A 21,278-nucleotide genomic window follows, 5' to 3' on the forward strand; every position below is an offset into this window, starting at 1 on the left:
GTGCAGAACACGCACGCGACACGCCGTTAAAGCGTGCATTATTTGCACAGTGGATTTTGAGTGTGCACTCGGTGGGCCGCGCGGGGCGGGTCGCCGCCCGTTTTCCCCGCGCGGTTTTTAAAGTACGACGGCGCGTGGTCACCTTGAGCGCGAAAAGGTGACCACGCGCCGTCGTACTTTAAGCGCCCAGGTGCCAGCGCACCTGGGTGAGGTTCTGCGATGAACGCCACACGCCGGGCCCCCGCCCCTGCGATAGGCTGGTCAAGTGAGTCAAGAAATCGAAATTGGTAGATCAAAGCGCGGCCGTATGGCGTATTCGTTGGACGATGTAGCGATTGTTCCTTCGCGCCGCACCCGGGATCCGAAAGACGTCTCGGTGTCCTGGCAGATCGATGCATATCAGTTTGATGTTCCGTTTATTGCCGCGCCCATGGACTCGGTCATGTCACCGGAGACGGCGATCGAATTGGGGCGGCTCGGCGGTCTTGGCGTGCTGAATTTGGAGGGGTTGTGGACGCGCTATGCCGATCCGCAGGCCGCCTATGACGAAATTGCGGAATTGAGCGCGAAAGACTTTTCGCCCAAGGCGACAAAGCGGCTCAAGGAAATTTATGAGGCGCCGATCCAGGCCGAGCTGATCAAGGAGCGGCTTGCCTCCATTCGAGAGGCGGGTGTGACGGTCGCGGGTTCGTTGACGCCGCAACGCACACAGGAGTTTTACAAGACCGTACTGGACGCCGGTGTGGACATTTTTGTGATTCGCGGGACCACCGTTTCGGCCGAGCACGTGTCCAAAGCCGACGAGCCGCTTAACCTCAAAAAATTTATCTATGAACTTGACGTACCGGTGATTGTCGGCGGCGCGGCCGGTTACACACCTGCGCTGCACCTCATGCGCACCGGTGCTGCCGGTGTGCTCGTCGGTTTCGGCGGGGGAGCGACCACCACGACGCGCCGAGCGCTCGGCATCCACGCGCCGATGGCCACCGCGATTTCCGATGTGGCGGCCGCGCGTCGGGATTATTTGGACGAGTCCGGCGGGCGCTACGTGCACGTCATTGCCGACGGTGGCATGGGAGTCTCCGGAAGTATCGTGAAGGCCGTCGCCATGGGCGCGGACGCGGTTATGGTCGGATCTGCGCTCGCGCGAGCCACAGAGGCACCCGGTCAGGGGTGGCACTGGGGGCCCGAGGCTCATCACCCAGAGTTGCCGCGCGGCGACCGAGTGCATCTCAAGCAGGTGGGCCCGCTCTCCGAGGTGTTGTTCGGGCCGTCCAACCACACCAACGGGACGTCGAATCTTGTCGGGGCGCTCAAGCGTGCCATGGCGACGACCGGCTATTCGGACCTAAAGGAATTCCAGCGGGTGGAGGTAGTTGTCTCGCCGCCTGCGATCAATCCATAACCGGCATCGGTGCCGGAAACGAGGGGAGAACACCATGAGAAAAAGTGTGATGAGTCCGGCAGAGCGTGAGATCGCGCTCAAAGAACTTGGTGAAACGACCGCGCACGGCAAGGAATTGGACGTGCTGATCGTTGGCGGCGGCGTGGTCGGCGCCGGCGCCGCCTTGGACGCGGCCTCGCGCGGGTTGAAGGTTGGCATTGTGGAGGCCCGCGACTGGGCTTCGGGAACCTCCTCGCGCTCGTCCAAACTGATTCATGGCGGCTTGCGGTACCTGGAGATGCTGGACTTTGGGCTCGTCAAGGAAGCACTGCAAGAGCGCGGACTCTTGATTGAGCGTCTTGCCCCGCACTTGGTGCGCCCGGTCCCGTTCCTGTATCCGCTCACGCACCGTTTTTGGGAGCGCCCGTATGTTGAAGCGGGCATGATCCTCTATGACACGATGGGCCTGACCTCCGGTCACGGGCGCGGCGTGCCAGCACACAAGAATTTGAGCCACAAGGCGACGATGCGCGCCGCCCCGGGGCTCAAGGACGATTCGATGATCGGGTCCATCCAGTATTACGACGCGCAGGTTGATGACGCCCGCCTGGTGCTGGAACTGGTGCGGACCGCATCCAAGTACGGTGCGCTGGCCGCGAACCGGCTCGAGGTCGAAGATTTCATTCGCGAGGGCGAACGCGTGGTGGGGGCACGCGTGCACAACCTGGAGAACAACGAAAAATTCGATATCCGGGCAAAGCAAGTGGTCAACGCGACCGGGGTCTGGACCGACGATACCCAGGGTCTGGTCACCGATCGCGGCCAGCTCAAGGTGCGTGCATCTAAGGGCATTCACCTGGTGGTGCCGCGGGATCGATTCCAAAGCACGGTAGGTCTAATCTTGCGCACCGAGAAGTCGGTGCTGTTTGTCATCCCGTGGGGACGACACTGGATTATCGGTACCACCGACACCGACTGGAACCTGGATAAGGCTCATCCGGCAGCGTCCTCCTCGGATATCGATTACATTCTTGAGCACGTCAACAAGGTGCTCAAGCGTCCGCTCTCTCGCGAAGATGTTGAGGGAGTTTATGCGGGCTTGCGCCCCTTGCTTGCCGGTGAGAGCGATTCGACCGCGAAGCTATCTCGCGAGCATGTGGTGGCCCACCCGGTCCCCGGCCTTATTGTGGTGGCCGGCGGAAAACTGACCACCTACCGCGTCATGGCCAAGGACGCGATCGATGAAGCCGCGCGCACCCTGGACGAACGCGTGCCGGACTCGGTGACGAACCGCACCGAGCTGCTCGGCGCAGACGGGTACTTCGCTACCTGGAATAAGCGCGCCCAGCTGGCCCATGACTACGGGGTTCACGTGGCTCGCGTGGAGCATTTGCTGCACCGGTACGGGTCCATGGCCACCGAAGTTCTCGACATCATCAAGAACGACCGATCCATGGCGCAACCGTTGCCCGGCGCCGACGATTACTTGCGCGCCGAAGTGGTGTACGCGGTGTCCCATGAAGCAGCCCTGCACATCGATGACGTGCTCACCCGCCGCACCCGGATCTCCATCGAGTCCTGGGACCGCGGGGTCTCGGCGGCACCGGTCGTCGCAGACATCATGGCCCCGCTGTTGAAGTGGAACTCGAAGCAAAAGAAGAAGGAAGTCGACTACTATTTGGCGCGCGTCGAGGCAGAGCGGCTCAGCCAAGAACAACCCGATGACAAGTCTGCCGATGCCGTGAGGTTGGGAGTACCCGATATTGTCCCAGTTGACTGATGCCACGCTGACCACGCCTGAGCTGGTCGTTCTAGAGTTGGAGGCCGATTCGCCAGAAGACGCCATCGCCCAGCTCTCCGAACGGCTGGTCGAGACGGGCCGCGTGAGCGATTTGCAAGGTTTCCTAGACGAGGTGAACGCGCGCGAACATCAGATGGCGACCGGTCTTCCCGGGGGGATCGGGTTACCGCACGCGCGCACGCAGTACGCCAATCAGGTGAGCATCGCCGTCGGAATCACCAAATACGGGCACAGCCTGGACTTTGGGGCCGTGGATGGGCGAGCGGACATCATCTTGCTGCTCGCCACCCCGGCGACTTCCTACTCGGAGCATCTTGAGGTGTTGGCCACCCTCGCGCGCTCGCTGTTCAAGGAAAACTTCCGCGAATCGCTGCGCCGCGCGCATGACCCGGAGGTCATCGCCGAGCTCATTAACTCGACGGTAGATTTTTCCAACCCCTAACCCCCATCCCCTCACAATCGACTGTGCAGAACACGCACGCGACACGCCGTAAAAGTGTGCATTATCTGCACAGTCGATTTCCAGTGTGCGGGCGCAAAAGCCGAGCCCGCCCCGTCAAAGGTGTGCGGCTCGCGCGTCCCGAGGCTCCAAATGCCCGCGCCAGCCGCGCGAGCGCATCGCCGCAATCACCTGGCTGACAATCTCCTGCGAACCATCCCTCACATGGTCCGCAGTCACCCGGATGGTCAGCCACCCGCGCGCGCTCAACTGCGCATCGCGTTCAATATCGGAGGTGAATTGGCTGCGCGCCATATGGAGCGCGCCCTCATATTGGATTCCGATGCGAAACGCACGATACCCCAAGTCAATCCAGCGGTTCCGAGTCTGCCCGAGACCCATAGACACCTCCACCCGAACGTTGGTCTCTGGCATCGGCAGACCCGCTTCCCACAAGGCAATGCGCACGAGGGTCTCCGGCCGCGAATCCACGCCATTGCGCATCAACTCTAACGCCGCCCGCGCTCGCTGAATCCCGCGCATCCCGCCATGAGCGGAGACGACCGCGCGCAACTGTGCCGGAGACGCAATTTGCGCGCGTTCAACCTGACCGCGCCGATATTGACAAATCAGAAAATCTGCCGCCGCGGTCAAGTTTGGCACGTCGAAGCTGCGCGCCAGATCCAGCCAGGTGCGCGCGGGCGAGGTGATCCGAAGCCCGCGCACCGACCACACCTCATCCGGCAACGTCTTGACCCGGTGCCCGGTCACTTGCGCGCGCCGCATCGACATGGTTCCGGTCGGCACGCTCACATGAACGGTGTCCGAGACTTCGCACCACGGCGGCAGCGGAATGCCCCACCATTTCGCGGCGCTCACATAGGAAATCGCGCCGCGCGGATCCAGCTCGGTGAGCACCTTCAGCCATTCGGCGTGGGAGCCGCGCACCCCGCGCATGGTGCGCACATTCCGGGTTGGCACGCTGAGTTCGCGTGAGCGGCGGCGGGAGAGGTGAAGTCCGACGGCGTTGCCCGCCTCTTGCTCGCCGGCTGGGGTTGAAAAAGGGTTACCTGGGTAATTCTCTGCTGATGTATTCATGCAGCAATGGTGACGCCGTGGGGTATGACAAAACGCCAAACCCGGCGGTTATCCACAGGGGCATCTCGAGAAATTTCCAATGTGGATAACTTTTGGCGCACTCGCCCCGCGCACACTCGAAATCGACTGTGCAGATAATGCGCACTTTAACGGCGTGTCGCGTGCGTGTTCTGCACAGTCGATTGTGAGGGGAGGGTGGGTTGTTAGGCGGTTTGCTGCCACGCCTCCCACAGCTTCGCGTAGGATCCGCCGCGGGCGAGCAACTCCTCATGCGTGCCAAGCTCGGTAATGCGCCCCTCTTCGACCACGGCCACCCGATCCGCATCGTGCGCAGTGTGCAACCGGTGCGCAATGGCCACCACGGTCCGCCCGGCAAGCACCCGGCTCAACGCCGACTCGACATCGCGGGCGTGCTGCGGATCAATGAGCGAGGTCGCCTCATCCAACACCAACGTGTGCGGGTCCGCCAAAATCAGTCGGGCCAGCGCCAGCTCTTGAGCCTGCGCCGGTGTGAGTTCGTGAGCGCCGGATCCAATCTCTGTTTCTATCCCCTCGGGCAGTGAAGACGCCCATCCCCAGGCGTCCACGGCGCGAAGAGCGGCCACCACCTCATCGGCGCTCGCATCCTCCTTGCCCAAGCGAACGTTATCGGCCACGGACCCCACAAAAACGTGGTGCTCCTGCGTCACCAGCGCCACCTCGCGCCGTAACTTGTCCAAGGGACGGTCCACCAGCGGCACGCCCCCCACGGTCACCGACCCCGACGCCGGAGGATGAATCCCGGCAATGAGCCGCCCTAAAGTGGACTTTCCGGCACCGGAGGGCCCCACCATCGCGAGCCGTTCACCGCGGCGCAAGGTGAGGTCAACCCCGTGCAACACCGGGTGTCCCGGACGGTACTCGTAGGTCACCTTGTCAACCACAATGTCCTCGGAAACCGGTTCGGCCGCTGTCGCCACACGGTCCGCAGGAACCTTGTTGACGCCCATAATGCGCGCCAGCGCCGCCGCACCCACCTGAATTTCGTCCAGCCAAATGATCAGCCAGGTGATCGGCTCGGAAATCTGCGACGCGTAGAGCACCACGCTCACCACCGCCCCCGCGCTCACCAAGCCTTGCCCGGCAAGCCAGCCGCCCCACAAAAGGGTCGCAATGATCATGAGGAAGAAGCCCACATCGGTCGCCGGAAACAGCACCGAACGCAGGCGCAGCGTGAACTTTTCCACCCGAAACGCCGCGCCCTGGTTGCGCTCCAACGCTGCCCGGCGAATCCGTTCCAACTGCAACGCGTCAATGGTCTGCGTGCCCTCGACATTCTCGGTGATCACACCGTCGATGTCTGCATAGCGCGCACGCTCCAACAGGTAGGCGGGTCCGCTTCGCCGCAAGTACCAACGCATCGCCGGCAGAAGCACGGGCAACGCCACCAGAATCCCGAGCGCCACCAGCGGCGAGGTCAGCACCGCCGCCACCAGAGTCACGAGCGCCGAAAATACCGTCCAAATCAGTTGCGGCACGCCCATGCGGATGGTGTGCGAGACCGACTCAATGTCATTGGTGGTGCGCGCGATCAGATCCCCGGTACCGGCTTTCTCCACCGTGGACAGCGGCAGCGAGGTCACGTTGCGCATGAACCGCTCGCGAAGCTTGGAGAACACGCGCTCGCCAAGCACCAGCCCGCTCTTGGTCGCAAACCGCTCCAAGAGCGTCTGGGCGAGCACGGCGGCCAGCATTAGCCCGATCAGCACGCCGATAAACGTGACATCCGCCCCGGCGCTCAATCGATCAATCAGCACACCGATCAGAAACGGCGCCACCAGGCGCGCCAAGGATGAGAGGCAGTACAGCACAATGACCCAGGTCAAGGCACGTCGGTTCTCTCGAATCAAGCCCGCAGCTTCCGCCTTGACTTCCGGCATCGAGGCAACCGGCAGCTTCTCACCGCTCACACCGTCATTACCGGTCAGGCGTCCCAGTTCGGCCTCGACCTCTTCCACCGACAGGGGCGCGGAGTCCAACGTCTGCGTTGACAGATCACTCACCGCGCACCACCACCTTTCGATATTGTTCCAACGTATCCATCAATTCCGCGTGCGGGCCCTGCGCGATCAGCCGCCCGCCGGCCACAAACGCCACCTCATCGACCTGCCCCAAAATCAGCGGTGACGCGGACACAATGACGGTTGCCCCGCGAGCCGATCGCCGATACCCGGGCAGTCGCTCGGCAATGCGCGCCTCGGTATGCGCATCCACCGCACTGGAGGGCTCCACCAACACCAAATTCTCGGCGTCGGAGAGCAACGCCCGCACCAAGACGAGCCGCTGCCGCTGCCCGCCCGAGAACCCGCGCCCGCGTTCAGTCACCCGATGGTCCAGGCCACCCTCGAGCCCATCCAGGATGTCCAGCGCGCTCGCCACCCGCATGGCCCCCATAATCTCGGCATCCGTGTGAGAGCCTTTCGGGTCCAGTTGGGAGCGCAAGGTCCCGGTGAATAACGACGGCGATGCCTCCGAAACCACGACGCGTTCGCGCAGTGCCGCCAGGGGAATCGAACGGAGGTCGGTTCCACCCCAGCGCACCGGCGCCTTGGCATAATCCTTGTCGCTGAAGCGACCCAGGCGCATGGCAATTTTTGCGGATTCATCGGGGACCTCGGAGACGATGGCGGTCAGCTTGCCCGGTTCAAACCGCGCACCGGTTGCCTCGTCAACCAGGGGCGCCGCATCTTCGGGGGCACCAGCGCGGCCAGAATCATCCACCAAGGGGGACACTCGCAGAAGCTTTTGCAGTTTCTTTGCCGAGACCCGGCCCCGCAAGAACTGTTGCAAAAGCTGGGTCAAGCTCATGATCGGGTTGATTAAGAACAACGTGTACCCATACAGGGACACGAGCTGACCCACGGTGATCTCCCCGCGCAGCGCGGCAAGCGCCCCGAGCCAGGTGAACAGCACCGAAATGAGCCCGGCGACCAACACCCGGATGGCGGACATATTCGCCCACGTTGCGGCGACCTCAATGCCGCGGTCTCGCGTCAATTCGCTGCGTTCCCGGTAGCGGTCCACGAAAATGTCCTCGCCGCCAATGCCGCGCAACACTCGCAGCCCGGCGACGGTATCGGCCCCGATCGAGGTCATTTTGCCGCTGGCTTCACGCTGGGCTTCCTGCCGTTTTTGCAGGGGTTTGATCACCGCGGCGAGCGCCAGGCACGCCACCGGCACCGCGATCAAGACGGTGATACCGAGCGTGGCGGAGGTCTGCCACACCAGAAAGCTCACAAATAGCCAGCCCAAGACGGCGGAGACCAGCGAGGTCAACATGTAATAGACCTCGGCCAAACGGTAAGCGTCGTTGCCGCTCGTGGCGATGATGTCTCCGGTCGCAATTTCCTCATTGACCGCCTTGCCGGTGCCGACCACGTGATCATTGGCGACCTTCGAGGTCTTAAACGCCGCCTGCAACCACAAGCTCACACCGACACGGTGCCGCATGAGCGAGGTCAGAGTCGCGACCACTGCCACCAGCGCAATCCACCCCACCCAGCCGACCAGTGCCGGAAAGTTGCCGGTGGTCACTCCTTCATCGAGGGCCCGCCCAATAAAGAACGGAAGCATTGCTTGGGAGACCATCCAGGTCAGTTCAAAAAACAGGGACAGCGCAAGCGAACCGGTCAAGCTTCGGGCCAGCCAGGCAATAAACGCGTTCTGATTCTCCAGCGGCGGAGCCGGGGGTTTGGGATAGGGAAACTGTCGCACAAACAACCATGCTAGTGAAGAAATCCGCAAAGTCATAGAGAAATGCCAATCAGATGTGACTTTTTGGTGATGTGCGCCCGAGGCGCCTTGAGCGCGCATAGGGGGCATCGCCGTCGTTCCTTGAATTTGTGCGCAATTCCACCCCAAGCGCATTGGTCTTCGACACGGTGTAGAAGATAGGCTAGATGGGTGCTGCGGACCCTGCTCAAACCCAAGTGGATTGCTGTGCTCTTGCTCGCGCTCGCGGTGGCGTCCGCGTTTGTGTGGCTGAGCCAGTGGCAGTTTTCGCGCTCCAGCGAGAGCGGCGCGGCCCCCCGCGAGCAGACCGAGACCGTGCGTCCGCTCGCCGAGGTGTACCAGCCTGGCGACGCGCTCAAGCAGGGCCAAGCCGATCAGATGGTCAGTTTCGAAGGTCAATTCACCGGCGACCAGGTGCTCATTAAAGACCGCATTCTCGAGGATAAAACCGGGTACTGGGTGGTGGACGGCGTCGCCGTCACGGGTGCTAACGCCACGATTCCGGTGGTCCTTGGCTGGATTCCGGATGCGGCGAGCGCGCCGGAACCGGCGACCGGCGCCGTCTCGGTGACCGGAAGGCTCTTGCCGAGCGAACCGATCAGCGCGAACCATGATTTGAACACCCGCACCCAGCTGTCCACCGCGGACCTCACCAACGCGTGGGACACCCCGATGTACGCGGCGTTCATCGCCAACGCGACGTTCACGCCAGGGGTCTCGGATGCGGTGCAGCCGGTGGTTGTCGCGCCCCAGCCGGAGGGCGGGGTGAACTGGCTGAACATTTTCTACGCGGTCGAATGGGTGGTTTTCGCGGGTTTCGCGATTTACCTGTGGTGGCGATTGGCCGCCGATGAGTACCAGCGGGAGCAGGAAGCAAAGTACGACGCCGATCCCTCCTTGGTCGGCAAGCTCACCACGAGTGCCAAGACAGAAAGCGAGAGAAGCGCGCGATGAGTAACCTTGAGGCCGCCGGTGCGCGGGCACCGCAACACAAGTTTGGCGGCACGATCGAACAAATCAGGGGCCGACTGGCCTTCTATAAGGTGATGAGTTGGATCACCGGCACCATGTTATTGCTGCTGTGCGCCGAAATGATTTTGAAGTATGTGTTCAACGCGTATCTGTTCCTGGGCGGCACCGTGGCCGCGACCGGTGAGCCGTTCGGCGCCGGGTTTGGTCTGGCCGATCCGCTCTACCAGGCGCCATGGCAATCGGTCATGGGTGACTTGCCCGAGGTGGCTGGAGGGTTCAATCTCTCGGTGGCGGTGCTCATTGTGCACGGCTGGTGCTACGTGGTGTACCTGTTGGCGGACTTCCGGCTGTGGTCGGTGATGCGCTGGCCGTTCAAGCGCTTCTTGCTGATTGCTCTTGGCGGCGTGGTGCCGTTGCTCTCCTTCATTATGGAGCGTTCGGTGCACAAGGACGTTGAAGAAATCGTGGCCGCGAACCCCCAGGCCGCCCGCCGCTACTAGAGCGCGCCCCAAGGAAGGTAACCTACTTTTATGAGCCAAACCCTCCCCGTCGATACCGAGCACCAGCGCGTTCTGGTGGTGGATTACGGCGCACAGTATGCGCAGCTCATCGCCCGCCGGGTGCGTGAGGCCGGAATTTACTCCGAGATTGTTCCGCACACCATGTCTACCGCGGACATGCTCGCGAAGAATCCGGCGGCAATCATTCTTTCCGGCGGCCCGTCCTCGGTATACGCCGAGGGTGCGCCCAGCGTGGAAGCGGAGCTGTTTGAGGCGGGTGTGCCGGTCATGGGCATCTGCTACGGGTTTCAGGCCATGGCTCAAGCCTTGGGCGGGACGGTCGCGCAGACCGGGCTACGCGAGTACGGTTCCACATCGGTGCGTGCCGTCGGCGAGCCGCGCTCGATTCTCGGCGGGGTTCGTGAAGACCACCAAGCCTGGATGAGCCACGGGGACAGCGTTTCCCAAGCTCCCGAAGGGTTTGAGGTTTTGGCTGTCTCTGAGGGTGCACCGGTTGCCGCGTTTGCCGATGAATCCCGCCGGCTCTTTGGTGTGCAGTGGCACCCGGAAGTGAAGCACTCCGAGTACGGTCAAGACATTCTGAAGAATTTCCTCTACCAGGGTGCCGGGCTCACCCCGGATTGGAACGCCGGCAATATCGTCGAGGAGCAGGTGGAGCGCATTCGCGCCCAGGTCGGAACGGGGCGCGTGATTTGCGGGCTGTCCGGGGGAGTGGACTCCGCCGTGGCTGCCGCCTTGGTGCAGCGCGCGGTGGGCGATCAGCTGACCTGTGTGTTTGTGGATCACGGCTTGTTGCGCGAAGGCGAGGCCGAGCAGGTGGAACGCGATTTTGTGGCGGCCACCGGCGCCGACCTCTATGTCGCCAAGGACGCGGATATTTTCTTGAAGGCGCTCGAGGGTGTGAGCGATCCGGAAGAGAAGCGCAAGATTATTGGCCGCGAGTTTATTCGTTCCTTTGAGGCGGCCGAGCGCGCCATCTTGGAACGCGCCGCCGCAGAGGGCGAGCCGATCAAGTTCCTGGTCCAAGGGACGTTGTACCCGGACGTGGTCGAGTCCGGTGGCGGCGAGGGTGCCGCCAACATTAAGAGCCACCACAATGTGGGCGGTCTGCCCGAGGACTTGCAGTTCGAATTAGTGGAACCGTTGCGTGCACTGTTCAAGGATGAGGTGCGTGCGGTGGGAGCAGAACTTGGTTTGCCTGCCGAAATCGTGGGCCGCCAGCCGTTCCCCGGCCCGGGACTTGGTATTCGCATTGTGGGCGAGGTGACCGAGGACCGCTTGACCTTGCTTCGCAAAGCGGACGCCATTGCCCGCGCCGAGCTGACCGCATCCGGGTTGGATTCCAGCGTGTGGCAAATGCCCGTGGTGTTGCTCGCCGATGTGCGCAGTGTCGGTGTGCAGGGTGACGGGCGCACCTACGGTCACCCCATTGTGTTGCGGCCGGTTTCCAGCGAGGATGCGATGACCGCGGACTGGTCGCGCTTGCCGTATGAGTTGCTCGCACGCATCTCGAACCGGATCACGAATGAAGTGGATGGCGTTAACCGGGTGGTGCTGGACGTGACCAGCAAGCCGCCTGGAACCATTGAATGGGAGTAGCCACCCGATTTTGAGCGGTCAACCGTGTAATTGCGGTAGTTCCCAGGTTTGATCGGCTAGTTTTGACGTATGCCACGATGGTCCCGTTCTGCTAAAGATTCAGATGCAACAGCTGAATCCACCCCCAAAAAGACGGCGACTGGCGAGAAGCGAAACGATACCGATTTTGCCCAGTGGATCGACTCGCTTCCTTCCAGCGCGCCGACTCAGCCTCATGCCGCCACGCTCGTGCACTTTGCGCCGGACCGTAGCAGCGCATTGGATCTCTCGCAGGCAAACCCTTCTGGACTCACCCAACTGCTCTCCGGGCGCCGCACCCGCCTCTCGACGCTCCTTTTGGACGCAGACGCCTTTTCCCGCGCCGCGCCGGCCGCGCGGAATGTGGAGCGCAAGATTCGCGAACTGCGCGAGGACCGGGGCATTAACAGCGGATACCTTGCCGCGGGAACTCTGGAGTGGACCGAGCGCACCGATGAGGGCGAAGAGTCCTTCCGGGCACCCGTTTTACTGGTTCCGCTCTCGGTGACAAGCCATGAATCCGGCAATGACTTCGATGTCCAACTCACCGGCAGCGCCCAGCTCAACCCTGCGCTGGAACGGGCTATTCCTGCTATTGCGCAGGCCAATAAAACGTCATCCATTGCCGCTCTGGCATATTTCACGGCACGTCTCGATCCGACTCCGGCCATTGATCGGGTGCGTAACGTGTTGCTCAATCATGAGGAATATGTCGTCAAATCGGGGCTCTCCATTTCCAGCTTCGCCACCTTTAAGCCGCTGGGCGAGGACGCGATGGTGCGGCCCACGCACCCGGTCATATCCAAGGTGTTTGCCGCGACAAGCCCCGCAGCACATGCGCGGCCCGGTGCAAAAGAGGCCGGGGTGCCCTCTCCCGCCGATCACGCCCAGGCGTCTCGGGCTCGGGTCGAAGCGGTGGACGAGCGCGACCCCGAGACCGAGAATCTTGTCGTTGATGCCGATAGCTCCCAACAGGAAGCCATTGACCGGATAGCCGCGGGCGAGTCCCTCATCGTCGAGGGCCCACCGGGTACCGGGCTTACCCAAACGGCCGTCAATGCGCTCGCGGCACTCGCAGACCAGGGCAAGCGCGTTCTCTTGGTGGCCGAGAACTCTAGTAGCCTCGCCGATATTAGCGCGCGGCTGGACACGGTCGGTTTGAAATCGCTCATGCTCCCCAGTTCTGCCGCGCGCGAGGCGCAGAGCCTGCGCGAGGCCTTGGTCGCGGCGTTGCGTCGCAATGAATCGGCGACACCGGTCGATTCCGGCTCTCTCTATGACACCCTGCGCGAAACCCGGCACAAACTGCGCGATCACGTGCAATCGCTGCACAATGTGCGCGCCCGCTGGGGTGCCTCTCCGTACCAGGCCATGCAGTCGCTGGCCAGGCTGACCTCGTTGGACCCGGCACCGGCAACCACCGTCCGTTTGCGCCGGAGCGTGTTGGATGCCTTAGCCACTCGGGACAGCGCGGTGGCACAATTGGAGCGCGCCGCAGAACTTGGCACGTTTACCGCCGAGGCTACCCAGAGTCCCTGGCACGGTGCTCGCTTGGGCAACCGCAAGCAAGCCGATGACGCCCTCGCTCTGGCGCGATCCCTGAATAAGGGGCTGCCCCCACTAATCACGAGCCTCAACGCGGTTGCGGAGTTTTCGCAGATAGCGCCCCCGGAAGGACTGGTGGCCTGGACCAATGTCCTGGAATTGCTGGTCTCCATCCGCGCGAGCCTCGATAAGTTCAAACCAGACATTTTTGACCGCCCGGTAACAGATCTGATCTCCGCGACGGCCCCGAATTCATGGCGACGGGAGAACTCGGTCGAGATGAGTTCGATGACCCGTTCGCGACTGCGCCGCGTGGCAAAGGACTATATTCGACCGGGCGTGCATATCGATGACCTGCACAATTCTCTGGTGGAGGTGGGCCGTCAGCGTGACGAATGGGCGCAGATCGCCGCGAGCCAGCGCCATCCTGCGGTACCTGCAGGCCTGGCCGATACAAATCTGCGCTTTATGGCGGTGTTCGAGGACGCCAAGAATTTGCAAGAGCTCCTGCGCGGATCCGAACGCGGGTCCGGGCTCTTGCAGATGCCGTTGGATCAATTGCAGGACTTTGTTCGCCAGTTGAGCGATTCCAAAGAGTCGTTGTCGAAGCTTCCCGAACAAACCCTTATTGTGGAGCAATTGCGCACCCTGGGGTTGGATGAGTTGATTGAAGACCTCGGCGCCCGCCACGTGGACAAGAGCGCGGTCCGGGATGAACTGGAGTTGGCCTGGTGGCAGTCGGCGCTGGAAGCGATGATTTCCGGTGACGATTTCCTGGCCATGTCAGACGGCCCGAGCCTGCGCACCCTGGAAGCCGAATACCGTCTTGCCGATGCCGCGCACATTGCGTCAGGTGCTCGCAGAGTGGCCCAACGAATTTCAACTCGATGGAAGGAGGGCATCGCCGCGGACAAAAAGGGCGCCAACGCACTGCGGGATGCGATCCGGGACCCGGAACTCTCCTTCCAGCGTTACCTTGACCAATCTCCTGAACTCATTGCCGCACTGACTCCGGTCATTGCCATGAGTCCGTATGAGGTAGCACAACTCTTTGATTCACAGGAGCGATTCGATGCCCTGGTGGTGCTGGACGCTGCCGGAACCGATCTCGCCACCCTCATGCCCGCCATCGGCCGCGCGAAACAACTTGTTCTTTTAGGCGACTCGACCTCGCAATCCACCCGTCCCTTTACCGTGGTGCCCGGCTCTGAAGTTAGTCGAAGCGCAGAACGGATTCCGAGTGCGATCGATGCTACGGCAACGGTGCTACCTCGCGTGCGTTTGGATCACGTCTATCGGAGCGTGGATGAGGGTTTCAGTTCTTGGCTAGGCGACAAGGCCTACAGCGAAACTCTTAAGGTGCTGAGTCCCGCACGTGCTCTTGGCAGTCATCCCCGGGGCGTCAGCATCGAATATGTGGCAGAGGGAACCGGGATGCCTTCTGCTGAACAAGACGCCGTTGAAACATCCGCGGCAGAGGTAGCCCGGTCGGTGGAACTGGTGGTGGAGCACATCCGCTTGCGGCCGCAAAATTCGTTGGCGGTGGTCAGCGCGAGTGCAAAACATGCTGCGGAAATTGAGCGGGCGGTGCGTGCGCGTGCGGAAAGCCAGCCAGATGTCGCCGCGTTCATCTCCCGTAGCGATGAGCCGTTTGTGGTCGTCTCTGCGGACCGTTCGCCACAGTTGGTCCGGGACTGTGTCATCGTGTCCGTAGGCTACGCGCGGACTCCGCATGGCCGCGCCCTGCATGACTTCGGCCCATTGTCGGCCAGCGGTGGGCGGCAAGCGTTTGTCAATATGGTCACGAGATCTCGGTATCTCATGCACATCCTCACAAGTATCCTGCCCGAGCACTTGGAACCCTCGCGGTTGAGCGAGGGGGCGCTCATGCTCTATGACCTGATGGAAACCTTGCTAGAGAGCCCGGCTCCTCGAAGCACAGACGCGTCAATTAATGACCCCCTAGTTGCGGACCTGATGGATCGCATGCGCGCCCACGGGGTGATCGTCCGGCATGATATCGATCCGCAGATTGACGCTTCCGCCGCGATGGCACCCGTGCCCGGCGAGGACAATGCGGTTGCGGTCCGTCCGTTGGCCATGGTCTCTGACGGCACCTCGCGCTATGCCGCACTGTCCGTGCGTGAGCGGAGCCGTTTGCGGCCGCAGCAGCTAGAGAAGCTCGGCTGGCGCTATGTGCCGCTGTGGACCATCGAGGTATTCACCGACCCCGCTGGGCTGGCTAAGCAACTGGCGAAACTCGCGACACCCCAAACGCCCAGCGATCCGGAGGCGGTGACGGCGGCGACGGCGACACGCAATCAGCCTGCCGCGCCCCAGGTCGCCACGGAAAGCGCTCAGGTTTCGGGGAGCGAACCGGCTGCGGCCGAGAGTCCGCTGGTTTCGCTCAATGGACCGGGGATGGACCCCGCCGCGGAAGCGCCGGGTGAGGATTCCTCCACCGACGTACCGAGTCCACGGCCCTCGGTTCCGCTCTCCCGCAGAGATGCGCGGGGAAGCGAGGCCGCGAATAAGCCGCGGCATCGCTTCAATTTGCGATCCGAAGACTCCGTCATCCCGAAACTCGCCAAAGAGGATGATCCCGAGTCGTGGGGTGAGCGGCGCGGGGCGGATCGCGACCAGTGGATTCGGGACCAGAAACCACCGCACCACTCCTAACCGGTCAGCACAAGCTGGATCTGTGCGGCCAATGACAACGCTGACACGGCGGCAGATTCCTCCTGCTTGACCGCAAGCACCACCAATCCCGGTTCTTGTTGCGCGTTCAAGATGCCCGGGTCCGCGCTGGATTCTATCCATAGAACGGTCGCGCCGGACGCGGTGAGTACGGCGGAATCAGCATCGGGTGTTCCGCCCTCTTGCAGGCGGTAAATATCCACTCGGGCGCCCTCGCGCAAGAGCGGGAGAATCTTGGGGTCGGTCGGAGTCACCGGCACGGCAACAATTCCTGGGCCCAGAGCGTCCATGAAACCAGGGCCGACGAGCGTTGATTCAGCGATGACGCCTCCTGCAGAGACCGTGCTTGCAAGCCGCTTTCCCACCAGAGCGTCGGCGTTTTGAGTTGCACCCTCTGGCACGAGTCCACGCGCCACGGACTCGAGCCGCACATCTCCTGGCTGGATCACGTTTCCGGCCCGGAGCGGTCTTGCCGCAACGGCAACCGACTCAGTGGCGACGGGACTGGGAATGAGGGCCTGAACGGTCATAGCGACGGCCGCGCAGAGCAGTATCGCGACGGTAAATCGGCGATGCGTGGTGATCCAGTGCCGAATTCGGTTCCACAAGCTGGGGCCGCGCCGTGTCGGTGTCTGAGTGCGTTTCATGGCCCCACAGTAGAACGACCCCGCATGGATGCGAGGGCGAAAACCGCGAACTGTGGATAACGTCGCGGCGATTCGCTGCCTGTGGAGGAACAGCGTCGCCCGGCCGAAACAGGCTGTAACCAGGTGGAACGCGTTAGGACGCGCTCGTTGACGCCTTCTTCGACTCGGTCTTTCCCGAGCCTGACGATGTCTTAGCCCCAGACCCACTCGACCCAGGCCCACTCGACGCAGACCCAGAAGACCCAGGCCCACTCGACGCAGACCCAGAAGACCCAGCCGCCTTCGACCCGGCACCGGACGTCTGAGTGCCCGCCGAACTCGGCGCATCCGCGCTCTTGCGTGAATCCGTCCGATAGAACCCGGAGCCTTTAAAGACCACGCCGACCGTATTGAATTTCTTGCGCAACGTCCCGCCGCACTCGGGGCACGTGGTCAGCGAGTCGTCGCTGAAGGACTGGTGCACATCGAACTCATGTCCGCAGTCTTTGCACGCGTAGGCGTAGGTGGGCACGGCAACTCCTGGTATTGACGAAGGTTTCGCTCAACAGGAACGCCCCAAGGCCTCGGAGCATTCCAACTCAACAGTGTACTGGCACCGGACGACCAACACGGCGCACGCCTAGGAGATCACGGCATCTAATTGGACGTCGTGCGCTAGCACCGGGATCGCCGCATCGTCGAGCACCTCGTCCGGGAACACCAATCCCACGCGCCAGGGCAGATCAGACCCCGCATCCTCCCACCGCGCCAACAGCCGGTCGTAATACCCGCCCCCCTGCCCGAGCCGAGCTCCGGACACCGTGAGCGCAAGCGCCGGCACAATCATCATGGCCGCGCCCAGAACCGAATCCGCCGACTGGACCCCCTCGGTAGGTTCCTCAATCGCTAAGGCGGGGTGCGCCGTCGTACTAATGCCAGGTCTCCACGGCGCAAAGCCGAGCTGCCGCGCGGGCTGAATCACGGGCACCCAGACCGGAACCCCGCGCTCGCACAACGCGGTCATGGCTACTAGCGGGGACGGTTCGCCCGGCATCGGCAGGTATGCGATCAGCCCAGCCGAGCCGGGGCGCCGCTCTCGGGCCGAAGAGTATGCCTCAATCAGCCGCTCGGACACCGAGTTGCCGTGCTCAGCCAACTGGGCGTCTGAGCGTTCCGCACGGCGCGCACGGAGCCGGCGGCGCAGCGAATCCTTGTCCGCAGCAGCGCTCTCGGCCCGATCAGTCATGCCACCATTATGGCCGTAGCATGAGCATCGCTAATAGTCGGTTCGAGAAAATGGGCGTCGAGAAAGTAATCTAGGGGCATGACATCGACTCAGCGCGTACGCAAGGCCGTTGTGCCTACCGCCGGATTGGGGACACGTTTCCTTCCCGCCACCAAAGCAATGCCGAAGGAAATGATCCCGGTAGTGGACAAGCCCGCCATTCAATATGTGGTGGAAGAGGCCGTGAAGTCCGGCATTGACGACATTCTCATGATCACCGGGCGCAATAAGCGCGCCGTCGAGGATCACTTTGACCGGGTGCCCTTTATTGAGCAGACCCTGGAGAGCAAGGGCGACACCAAAAAGCTGAACGCGGTGCGCGAATCCAGCGAGCTCGCCGACATCCACTACCTACGCCAAGGAGACCCCAAGGGTCTCGGTCACGCAGTGTTGCGCGGCAAGGCCCACGTGGGCGATGAGCCGTTCGCGGTGCTGCTTGGCGACGATCTCATTGATGAGCGCGACGAGTTGCTCTCCACCATGATCGAGGTCCAGGAGAAGACCGGCGGTTCCGTGATTGCGCTGATGGAGGTGGACCCGCAGCAGATTTCCTCCTACGGTGCGGCGGACGTGAGCGCCATTGACGGCGAGGATTACGTGCGCGTCAACGAGCTCGTAGAGAAGCCCCCGGTGGATGAGGCGCCGAGCAACCTTGCGGTGATCGGCCGTTACGTTTTGCACCCGCGCGTGTTCGAGGTGTTGGAAAATACGCCTCCGGGCCGCGGCAACGAGATTCAGCTGACCGATGCGCTGCAGGAGTTGGCTAAGGCCGAGGGCGAGGGCTCCGGTGTCTACGGTGTAGTGTTCCGCGGACGCCGCTACGACACGGGGGACAAGCTCGGCTACATCCAGGCAGTGGTTTCGGTCGCCGCAGATCGCGAGGACCTGGGGCCCGCCCTGCGCGCCTGGGTTATCGACTACGCCAAGAAGCTCGAGGACCAAGGCTAACGTGGCCAGGTCAGCGATCTGGCCCAGCACGCTTCAGCACGCTGACCTGACCTTGCGCCCCATTCGCTACCGGGATGCCAAGGAATTTTTAGAAGTACGACGGCGGAACTCGGCTTGGCTAGCCCCATGGGAGGCTACCAGCCCGGTCGCCGGTGAAAGACCGGCGACCTTTTACGACATGGTTCGCCAGCTTAATCGCCAGGCGGCGAGCGCAACGGCCCTGCCGTACATCCTCACCCTGCGTGAAGACGGGGAAGAGCGGCTCATTGGGCAAGTGACCGTCTCCACGATCATGTGGGGATCGGCGCGCAGCGCCTCGATTGGCTATTGGATTTCCGAGGATGTGGCCGGGCGGGGGCTTATGCCTACGGCGGTCGCGCTCGCGACCGATCACTGCTTTCGCGGCCTGAATTTGCACCGGGTGGAGATCAATATTCGACCGGAAAACGCGCCAAGCCTCGCGGTGGTGCGCAAGCTGGGTTTTCGGGACGAGGGGCTGCGCAAAAAATTTCTGCATATCGATGGCAAGTGGACCGACCACCGGACCTTCGCATTGCTTGAGGACGAGGTTCCCGAAGGGGTGCTCTCCCGCTATTTGGCGCAGCGGGAAAGCACCTCTGAACGATAAATTACACGCTTGTTATTCGACACACCGGGGCGCTTGCGCGGGCGAAACGAGACGGTTTCGTAACGTGTGAGATGTGGACATCCCTTTTTCGCTCAATGGCTCAATCGTCTTAGCCGCCGTCGTGGTCTTGTGGTTGCTTTGGGTTGCCCCGCAATTCGTGAAAAATAGGCGTGCCGTTGCTGTTCCCACGCCTATTGCCACGCGGGATCTGTCCGCTCACACCCCCAGCACTTCCCACCCCACCTCTCTCAGCGGTCCCGGTTTCGACGGATCAAGCCTCCGGGACGCTGTGCAGACGAATCTTAAGCACGAGGTTGATCCCATGATGGTCTCGCGAATCGAATCCCCAGCGAATGCGTCCGGCACCGCCAGCGGGTCTGGCATGAAAGGTCAGGCCGGCCAAGCCATCACGCCTCGCGGCAACCAGGGTGCAACCGCTAATCAAGAGCCCCGCCGTCGGACCACGGTTCGCTACGGGCGCCTCACGCTGGCACTGGTCGGACTAGCCGGTCTTGTGGCAATGCCGGTCACCATCGTCACTTCGGCTCTTTCGGCGACCTCCTGGGTCATCCCGGCGATAGCTTTCGCGGTGACTCTCGGGGCTGTCCTCGTATTGCGCACCTTGGCAAGGCGAGATCAAGCTCGCCGGCGTGCGGCGAAATTCGAGGCCAAAGCACGTTCGGCGTCCAGCGGCGCGGCCACCTCGGCCCGGAATGAGGACCGGAACGAGGATCGGAGCGAAAAGAGTGCGCTCACTCCCACCGCACTGAATTCTGGCGCGAAAGCCCCATTCGATGCGAGCTCCGCGGAGGACTCGGTGCGTCGGGGCGCGGGTAGTGCCGAGGCGTTGCGCTCGGGCAAAGTGGATACCCGCACTCAGGCTGCCGCCGTCGTCACTCGCGAGCAACTTCGCAGCATGGCACTGGAGCAGGTGCGGGTTATCGAGGGTAACGAGACTGGCGGCGCTACCACGGGCCTCAAGAACACGCAGGCCTCCGGTTGGAAACCCGTGAGTGTTCCCCGCCCCACCTACACCGCAGCCCCCAAAGCGGAGCGCGCGCAGGTGGCCCCCGTGGAGATCCCCGAGCAGCCCAAGCCAGAAGGCAAGGTCAACATCGCGCGCGAGCAGGCGGCCAAGAAAGCGGCCGAGGTCGAAGCGCAGCAAACCGACACCGCTGCTGCCGAGGTTCAAGCGCCAGAAAAGACTGCCGAGAAAGCTGCCGCCAAACGCCCCGAAACCGCGCCCGTTGAGACGCGCCGCACCAACACGGGCCAGTTGAACCTGGACGACGTCTTGCAACGCCGCCGAGCCTAGCGCCTCCCACCCCCAATTTTGTTGGCGCAGATTACCGAAGTTGTACGGAATTCCGTACAACTTCGGTAATCTGCGCCAACTTTTTGGGCGGGGCCCTGTGTGGCAGTCTGGGCGTGGCCTCCCTGCGCCGTGGCTTCAGAGCGGGCCCGCGTAGCCGGAGCGTTGCTCAAAGACGAGAGTCGTCTCGGTGTGGCCTACAGCCGGGTCGGTAGTCAAGTTGTCTAAGACCCAGTCGCGCAGGTCATCGGTGTTGTCCACCGCAATGTGCAATAAGTAATCCTCTGCGCCGGTCACATGAAACGTGGAAAGTACTTCGGGTAGCTTCGGTGCCCGCTCCATAAAGCGATCGATTTCCTCGCGATCATGGGCGCGCAATCGCACCGAAATCAACGCTTGGACGCTTCGGCCCAGTTTTTTCAGGTCCAGCCTCACACTGAAGCCTTCGATAATGCCGCGCTCGCGCAGCTGGCGGGTCCGCAAGAGAGCCGTCGAGGGTGCGACCCCGAGAGCCTCCGCTAGTTGCGAGTTGCTCATTCTGGCGTCGGCCAGCAGAAGCTCAATAATCTTCCGATCGGTGGCATCCAACTCCGGTGCCTCGGGTATGCGTTTTGACGACTCAGCCATACGCCTG

At 62.5% G+C, this 21,278-nt stretch carries 17 protein-coding genes; 10 read left to right on the plus strand and 7 right to left on the minus strand.

The window, feature by feature from the left end; genetic code table 11:
• The first annotated feature begins 265 nt into the window (after positions 1-265).
• Genes O148_RS0111265 through O148_RS0111275 form a run of 3 tightly spaced genes read left to right on the plus strand, consistent with a single transcriptional unit; the run spans position 266 to position 3,627 of the window.
• Positions 266-1,405: a GuaB3 family IMP dehydrogenase-related protein gene (locus O148_RS0111265; RefSeq protein WP_026530997.1), complete on the plus strand. Its 1,140-nt coding sequence runs from the start codon at positions 266-268 to the stop codon at positions 1,403-1,405.
• A gap of 49 nt (positions 1,406-1,454) precedes the next feature.
• Positions 1,455-3,164, plus strand: a complete 1,710-nt coding sequence (locus O148_RS0111270; protein WP_240470858.1) for a glycerol-3-phosphate dehydrogenase/oxidase — start codon at positions 1,455-1,457, stop codon at positions 3,162-3,164.
• Positions 3,148-3,627 carry a PTS sugar transporter subunit IIA gene (locus tag O148_RS0111275; protein ID WP_026530999.1) on the plus strand — a complete coding sequence of 160 codons (480 nt, stop codon included), beginning with the start codon at positions 3,148-3,150 and terminating at the stop codon, positions 3,625-3,627. The genes O148_RS0111270 and O148_RS0111275 overlap by 17 nt, the downstream gene beginning before the upstream one ends.
• Before the next feature lie 114 nt (positions 3,628-3,741).
• Here the strand turns inward: O148_RS0111275 and O148_RS16265 are convergent, their stop codons facing one another.
• From O148_RS16265 to O148_RS0111290, 3 genes are all read right to left on the minus strand, one after another.
• Positions 3,742-4,722 carry a hypothetical protein gene (locus tag O148_RS16265; RefSeq protein WP_157374624.1) on the minus strand — a complete coding sequence of 327 codons (981 nt, stop codon included), beginning with the start codon at positions 4,720-4,722 and terminating at the stop codon, positions 3,742-3,744.
• A 203-nt stretch (positions 4,723-4,925) separates the two neighbouring features.
• A complete protein-coding gene (locus O148_RS0111285) occupies positions 4,926-6,764 on the minus strand; it encodes an ABC transporter ATP-binding protein (RefSeq protein ID WP_338035378.1) in 1,839 nt (612 codons plus the stop codon).
• The gene (locus O148_RS0111290) at positions 6,757-8,475 is read right to left on the minus strand and encodes an ABC transporter ATP-binding protein (RefSeq protein ID WP_026531001.1); all 1,719 of its coding nucleotides are present in this window, start codon (positions 8,473-8,475) and stop codon (positions 6,757-6,759) included. Before O148_RS0111290 ends, O148_RS0111285 begins: the two co-directional genes overlap by 8 nt.
• A gap of 189 nt (positions 8,476-8,664) precedes the next feature.
• Between O148_RS0111290 and O148_RS16270 the strand changes: the two genes are divergently transcribed.
• The 4 genes from O148_RS16270 (at position 8,665) to O148_RS0111310 (ending at position 15,827) form a co-directional block, all read left to right on the plus strand.
• Positions 8,665-9,447: an SURF1 family protein gene (locus O148_RS16270; RefSeq protein ID WP_051620131.1), complete on the plus strand. Its 783-nt coding sequence runs from the start codon at positions 8,665-8,667 to the stop codon at positions 9,445-9,447.
• Positions 9,444-9,965: a DUF3817 domain-containing protein gene (locus tag O148_RS0111300; protein ID WP_026531002.1), complete on the plus strand. Its 522-nt coding sequence runs from the start codon at positions 9,444-9,446 to the stop codon at positions 9,963-9,965. The genes O148_RS16270 and O148_RS0111300 overlap by 4 nt, the downstream gene beginning before the upstream one ends.
• Positions 9,966-9,995: 30 nt before the next feature.
• Positions 9,996-11,585, plus strand: a complete 1,590-nt coding sequence (guaA, locus tag O148_RS0111305) for a glutamine-hydrolyzing GMP synthase (RefSeq protein WP_026531003.1) — start codon at positions 9,996-9,998, stop codon at positions 11,583-11,585.
• 69 nt (positions 11,586-11,654) lie between these two features.
• On the plus strand, positions 11,655-15,827 hold the full coding sequence (locus O148_RS0111310) for a DUF4011 domain-containing protein (protein ID WP_026531004.1): 4,173 nt from the start codon (positions 11,655-11,657) through the stop codon (positions 15,825-15,827).
• Here the strand turns inward: O148_RS0111310 and O148_RS17185 are convergent.
• The 3 genes from O148_RS17185 to O148_RS0111325 form a co-directional block, all read right to left on the minus strand.
• Positions 15,824-16,492, minus strand: coding sequence for an SAF domain-containing protein (locus O148_RS17185; RefSeq protein ID WP_084157270.1), 669 nt, complete (start codon positions 16,490-16,492; stop codon positions 15,824-15,826). The genes O148_RS0111310 and O148_RS17185 overlap by 4 nt on opposite strands.
• Positions 16,493-16,625: 133 nt before the next feature.
• Complete coding sequence (locus tag O148_RS17410) at positions 16,626-17,003, minus strand: FmdB family zinc ribbon protein (RefSeq protein WP_026531006.1); 378 nt, start codon at positions 17,001-17,003, stop codon at positions 16,626-16,628.
• A gap of 108 nt (positions 17,004-17,111) precedes the next feature.
• Positions 17,112-17,717 (minus strand): 5-formyltetrahydrofolate cyclo-ligase, encoded by a 606-nt coding sequence (locus O148_RS0111325; RefSeq protein WP_026531007.1) that lies wholly within the window; start codon positions 17,715-17,717, stop codon positions 17,112-17,114.
• A 78-nt stretch (positions 17,718-17,795) separates the two neighbouring features.
• On the opposite strand from O148_RS0111325, the gene galU reads away from it, so the two are divergent.
• From galU to O148_RS0111340, 3 genes are all read left to right on the plus strand, one after another.
• Positions 17,796-18,704 (plus strand): UTP--glucose-1-phosphate uridylyltransferase GalU, encoded by a 909-nt coding sequence (gene galU, locus O148_RS0111330; protein ID WP_026531008.1) that lies wholly within the window; start codon positions 17,796-17,798, stop codon positions 18,702-18,704.
• Between the two features lies 1 nt (position 18,705).
• The gene (locus tag O148_RS0111335) at positions 18,706-19,332 is read left to right on the plus strand and encodes a GNAT family N-acetyltransferase (protein ID WP_026531009.1); all 627 of its coding nucleotides are present in this window, start codon (positions 18,706-18,708) and stop codon (positions 19,330-19,332) included.
• 289 nt (positions 19,333-19,621) lie between these two features.
• Positions 19,622-20,647, plus strand: coding sequence for a hypothetical protein (locus O148_RS0111340; RefSeq protein WP_169737533.1), 1,026 nt, complete (start codon positions 19,622-19,624; stop codon positions 20,645-20,647).
• 135 nt (positions 20,648-20,782) lie between these two features.
• Here the strand turns inward: O148_RS0111340 and O148_RS0111345 are convergent, their stop codons facing one another.
• Entirely contained in the window at positions 20,783-21,271 is a 489-nt protein-coding gene (locus tag O148_RS0111345) for an Lrp/AsnC family transcriptional regulator (RefSeq protein ID WP_026531011.1), read from the minus strand.
• Positions 21,272-21,278 lie beyond the last annotated feature (7 nt).

Source organism: Haematomicrobium sanguinis DSM 21259 (genome assembly GCF_000688395.1).
GTDB classification, from domain to species: domain Bacteria; phylum Actinomycetota; class Actinomycetes; order Actinomycetales; family Micrococcaceae; genus Haematomicrobium; species Haematomicrobium sanguinis.

What these genes read in the sequence shown, in the direction of transcription:
- O148_RS0111270 (WP_240470858.1), top strand. Translation starts at nt 1,455, where the DNA reads ATGAGTCCGGCAGAGCGTGAGATCGCGCTCAAAGAACTTGGTGAAACG.
- O148_RS16265 (WP_157374624.1), bottom strand. Translation starts at nt 4,722, where the DNA reads ATGAATACATCAGCAGAGAATTACCCAGGTAACCCTTTTTCAACCCCA.
- O148_RS0111300 (WP_026531002.1), top strand. Translation starts at nt 9,444, where the DNA reads ATGAGTAACCTTGAGGCCGCCGGTGCGCGGGCACCGCAACACAAGTTT.
- guaA (WP_026531003.1), top strand. Translation starts at nt 9,996, where the DNA reads ATGAGCCAAACCCTCCCCGTCGATACCGAGCACCAGCGCGTTCTGGTG.
- O148_RS0111310 (WP_026531004.1), top strand. Translation starts at nt 11,655, where the DNA reads ATGCCACGATGGTCCCGTTCTGCTAAAGATTCAGATGCAACAGCTGAA.
- O148_RS17185 (WP_084157270.1), bottom strand. Translation starts at nt 16,492, where the DNA reads ATGAAACGCACTCAGACACCGACACGGCGCGGCCCCAGCTTGTGGAAC.
- O148_RS0111325 (WP_026531007.1), bottom strand. Translation starts at nt 17,717, where the DNA reads ATGACTGATCGGGCCGAGAGCGCTGCTGCGGACAAGGATTCGCTGCGC.
- galU (WP_026531008.1), top strand. Translation starts at nt 17,796, where the DNA reads ATGACATCGACTCAGCGCGTACGCAAGGCCGTTGTGCCTACCGCCGGA.
- O148_RS0111345 (WP_026531011.1), bottom strand. Translation starts at nt 21,271, where the DNA reads ATGGCTGAGTCGTCAAAACGCATACCCGAGGCACCGGAGTTGGATGCC.